4 protein-coding genes are annotated in these 4,915 nt (G+C 48.1%); all 4 read right to left on the bottom strand.

What is annotated here, in order from left to right:
• The coding region (locus tag ACTUJY_RS20865; protein ID WP_463618069.1) for a hypothetical protein at positions 1-2,193 on the bottom strand (2,193 nt) is incomplete at its 3' end.
• A complete protein-coding gene (locus ACTUJY_RS20860) occupies positions 2,193-2,573 on the bottom strand; it encodes a hypothetical protein (RefSeq protein ID WP_463618068.1) in 381 nt (126 codons plus the stop codon). The genes ACTUJY_RS20865 and ACTUJY_RS20860, both read right to left, overlap by 1 nt.
• Positions 2,574-4,700, bottom strand: coding sequence for a hypothetical protein (locus ACTUJY_RS20855; RefSeq protein ID WP_463618067.1), 2,127 nt, complete (start codon positions 4,698-4,700; stop codon positions 2,574-2,576). It abuts the gene before it with no gap.
• A partial coding sequence (locus ACTUJY_RS20850; protein WP_463618066.1) for a hypothetical protein occupies positions 4,681-4,915 on the bottom strand: 235 nt, incomplete at its 5' end. The genes ACTUJY_RS20855 and ACTUJY_RS20850, both read right to left, overlap by 20 nt.

Raw genomic sequence — 4,915 nt, 5'->3', positions numbered from 1 at the left:
TTGAACCGTTCCTAATTCACCTGGCTTGCCATCTGTAATCACGCGCCCATTCGGTCCAAAGCCGGAACCGCGACACACAAAAACAACGGAACCACCACCCAATCCGCCTGCACCACCGGGAGAGGCTGCAGGAATGTATTGATTCAATTCACTATGCCAACGAAATACCGCACCACCTTGCGGTCCACCGGTGCCGCGCATGTCATCGGGAATGCCAGACAATACGCCTCCATCGTTATCCAAATTTAACGCCGGAACGGCATTGTTTAAGCCATGATGCCGAACACCTGGAGCTAAACCTTCACGCGGTCCGTGCACATTGCGACGACCACCACTGAGCGTGGAACCGAAAAAACCTTGGTGCGTAAAAGTTTGTCCATCACAAATGATCTGCCCATCAATTTGCAAATGCCCCATGACCGCAAGACCAACGTTGTCTTGTAGCGTTAAGGTACGCCCGTTTGGAATGGTGAGATCGCCCAAATAATAAAACCAGGTACGCGTTGTCGCAGCTCCGGTTAATGTACCGTTGGCGGTTAAAAATCCGTTTCCATCAATCGACACTTGGCCACTTAACGGCGTGCCTTGCTCAGCGTACCAACCGTTCGGCAATTCGGCTGCGTCTTCAGCATCGTCATCCGATAAAGGATCCAAATCGCCACTCGAAGCGAACAACTTCACTTGCACTCGACCGGTTAACAAATCCGTTGAGACTTGCTGCACTTCAAACACGCGATCTAACGGTGCGTCGGTAACCATGTCTTTAATGTGCGGTAACACCACACGCGCGTTCTTACCCACTTCAACCGCGTATTGCGTTGGCAATAACGTAAGTTGTAACTCGTATGGAGGATGTGCGTAACGATCACGATAGGCTGAAAATAGATTTCGAATCGTCGTGGTTGTGTGCCGTGCATTGTGCAAACCTTCCATCGACACTTGTTTGATGTAACGACCGCGATGCGTTTCAACACTGCTTGGATCATAAAGGATCGATTGACGGGTAAATCCGCTGGTTCGATTGGGAATTTCAACCTTGCCCCATTTCAGATCAATCACGTTATGCAATTTATCTAAGTTGTATTCGAGATCAGAATACTTAACAATGTTCGACTCATCGAACACATACTCATAACCGCTTTCACGATTGACACCGGCAATGCGTTTAAATCCTAACTTGCCATTCGCACCCACCGGTGTAAACGCAATCAACCTCAGCAATTCAGTTTCTATAAAACGCTTGCCTTCGGTTTGCTTCACACCGTTAAAGCGATAAATTAATCCTTTGCTATAATTCGTCGGATCAAACCAATCGGTTCCTGCATTTTGAAACTGCGTGATGTCGATCCACTTTGGATCAACTCCCAGGTGCCAATTGCTCGGTAACTTTCCGCCGCCGATAATATCACCGGTATAAAGCGCATAAACGAGCGCAGGCACCGGCATTTCCAAATAAACGTATTCTTCGATTTGAATTTGATCATCACCGTCCCCTTCTTCATCGAACTCAAAGGTTAACGGCAAGGTATGAAACAGACCGCGTGTTAATCCCGTAAAGCGGGTATCGGTTTTTCCAGTCGCTCGCATGATCTCAAAATGATCGTCTTTCTTTGCTTTCAAGTAATAAACGCGTTGCCCTGGCGCATCGCCAAAACTCGAAGGGTGATCACACGCTTCAAACGCTGCCGTGTTCAGAACATTGACGGTCGTATCTCCGGCGTTTAACGTCGCGGTAATAGGCGTTTTAATTTCTGCAAAAATGTTTTTCTTAGCCGAGCGCTGAATGTCATAACACGAAATTCGATAACGTCCGTTGCTCATCGATACCGACTTATCGATCATTTGTGTTTGCACCAACACAAAGTCGGCAAAGTCATCGCCCATTGCGCCACGGTAGACTTCAACAACACAGCGCTTCAATCCTTCGCTGTTTTCCAGTCGATTTTTGAATTGCGTGGTGATCCCCGTATCCAACACCACAAACCGAATATTTCCAATTTCGGATCGTGATTCGTCAGGATTGAGTCGCTGCGAAATCGCGGTTGAAGGAATTAAGCAACCGGAAAAATAATCACCAGTAATACCACTGACCGCATGCGTTGATACATAGACTGGCGTGTTGAATAAAAACTTAATCACCGTAATAATCTCTTGATGATTGGAGCTTGCCACGGCGTGATAATTATCTGACATTAATTCATCCTTCGAAGTGTAAAAGAGACGGTGATATAGGCTCCATTGCGCCTCTCTTTGTAAGAGTCGCCTTCAAAGATGGCTTGAAAGGAAGATGCCGGCGCGCCTGGAACATCCGAAGCGCTCATGGTAAAGAGTTCACCATTGCAGCAACTGGCGTGAAATTCGCGCCACGGCCCAATCTCAGCAACAGGAATCGCCGATGTCTTAACATGGTATCGAAACTCCAAGCGGTGCAGCATTGAAACTGTGGTGCCATCCAAGCTTTTGTGTACTGCCCCTTCCTTTTTCGGATCGTAATCAAACTGTTCAAACTCGCACTGCAGTGATCCAACACCCGAAACAATTTCACGTTTTGGTGTAAAGCTGATGCTAGACATTTAACCTCCTAAATCTTGTCCATTGCGCGAACTCGGATCGATCAAGGACACATCACCGTTGTTGATCAAATCCTTAACATCTTGCAAAAAAGTATTCGCATCGTTGGAGTTGAGATCACCGGCAATATGAAAATTAATCACCGGAGTTGCCGCTTGTTGCTGCGTTCCGTTTTGTCGCAGCCGTTCCACTTGATTCATCGCCGAATTCACACCGGAAGCACCAGCGCCCGACACGCCGCCCGAACTTGGCACTGACGCACCACCGCCGCTGCTGCCCGGTTTGGAGCTTTTGATTTTTCGAACGTTTGCCATCCCTGCTGCAATGGCAACGGCCGCTGCTATACCGCCGAGAATAGGTCCGACATAGGGAATACCGGCGAGTGACTTATAAGACTGCGTGGCGCTCTCATAGGTCGCCATTGTGGTTTGTCCAATCGCTACTTGCTGCTGAATTTTGAATCCTTTCTTCGATTCGGAATCGGTGACGCTCGCAATGTTTTGTAAGGTGCCTACCGTCGTACTCAAAATGGCGCGGTTTTTTCTCGCATTCAGCGCCGCTTCTTTTTTCGCGTATTGTTCTTTCAACTTAAAACGTCGATGGTCGTAGGCCACTTCGCTTAAGTATTCTTTTTCCAGCGCTTCATCAAGAATGGCGAGATCTTGATCGTACTTTTGTTGCAACAAATCTTGCTCGGTCATCCATTGCTCTTGCATGCGCATCAGTTTGGCTTCAAACCGTAACGCGTCCTGCTCCGCTTCGCGCGCAATCGCATCGTCACCTTCAGCTTGTTGACCAAGATTGCTTTTCAGCTGAGCCATCTTTTCATGTACTTTGGCGTCCACTTCCGAAAAGATGGCTTCGATGTTGCGCGTGATCACATCACTCGGCAGTTCTTCCGACAGCAACCGATCTAGTTCCGCTTTGGTATCAGCAAACGCGGCCGCTTGCGCATCACGAAATTCATACAGCGCTTGCGGGACATCAACTTTTAAACCATTGGCAAACCCTTCCACCGAAGCCAACGCTTGCGCAGCGTTATCACCCACCGAACCAGGTAACTCGGATAACAACGCCAATGTTTTTGTAACCGGATAAAAAAGACCATCAACAACTGCATTGCCCAAACTGGTAAACGCCTGTGCACCAAAAACTGCCAGTTGAGAAATACCCAGGCTGAGTAAATTGACACCAAGCTCGGTGCCTTTTAGAACGATTTCAACACCGTGCAAACCATCAGCAAACACACCCACGCCGCGAGCACCCCACCAAAACGCACCACGGATTTTTTCGCCCATCGTTTCACTGTTAACACCGAGCCCCAACACCTTCTCGCTCATCACTTCGATGATGGGAGCTACCTCACTTGTGAGGTTATTGGAAAAACCTTGAACGACTGCTTGAATGCGTTCAATCGATTTTTGCGCGGCTTTCATCTTGGCAGCGTCGAGTTCAGATATCGAAACACCGAATGCGCGCGCTTCCGCTTGCAGCGCTTTTAATTTTTCCGCGCCGTTATCGAGCAGTGGTAAAAGATAAGTCGCATCGCTTGCCAGTTCTTCAAGGTAAAACGATTTTTCAGATGTGGTGCCAACTTTTTCTAATGCTTCAGCAATTTTTAGTAATTGTTGATCAGGAGCAAGCTTGATCAGTTCTTCCGCATTGAGTTTTAAATGCTTAATGGTATTGGCCGCTGGCCCTCCACCGGTTGCCGCAAAGTCACCGATTTTTTCTTGTACGTCTTTAAAAATGTCACCCATTTTTTCCGACGAAATTCCCACATCTTTCGCCGCATAGCTCCATTCGCTCATCGCGGTGACACCCACACCAACCGATTCAGACAAACGGATCACTTCGGTGTTGGCCTCCAGTGTTTTTTTAACGAGCGCCGTACCACCGACCACAGCTCCCGTAAAGAGTGCACCGCCCCACTTCGCCGCACTGTCTGCCATCGAATCAAGTCGTTTACCGAGCTTTGTGACATTGCGACCTAACTTAGTGAGTTCTTTGTCGGTCAGTCCTGCTTTCTTTAGCGTTTTGCCGAGTCCACTTTGTACCGAAGCAAACATGCTTTTTGTCCGGTCGTCACCGACCAGTGCAAAGGTGTATTCATTCGCTGATAAACTCATGTTGTACTCCGGTTATAAAGCTCATAGCTTCGCAGTAGAGATTCGGTTGATCCGCGATCCCACCTGCCGTGAAAAGTGTGTTCTGTTGGTAGTGTTTGTGAAGGTCGAGAAGATAGAAGGATCGATCCGTGATCATCGGAAGCAGGCAAGTTTTGGATTCAATGACGCCTGGGATCTTCCATTGTGCAAAAGGTGCCGGATCACTGCTGTCACAG

Source organism: Pleionea sp. WD8-19, assembly GCF_055326765.1.
Note: the sequence above shows the minus strand (reverse complement) of the source record. Positions and strands in the feature narration are given on the sequence as shown.

What these genes read in the sequence shown, in the direction of transcription:
- ACTUJY_RS20860 (WP_463618068.1), bottom strand. Translation starts at nt 2,573, where the DNA reads ATGTCTAGCATCAGCTTTACACCAAAACGTGAAATTGTTTCGGGTGTT.
- ACTUJY_RS20855 (WP_463618067.1), bottom strand. Translation starts at nt 4,700, where the DNA reads ATGAGTTTATCAGCGAATGAATACACCTTTGCACTGGTCGGTGACGAC.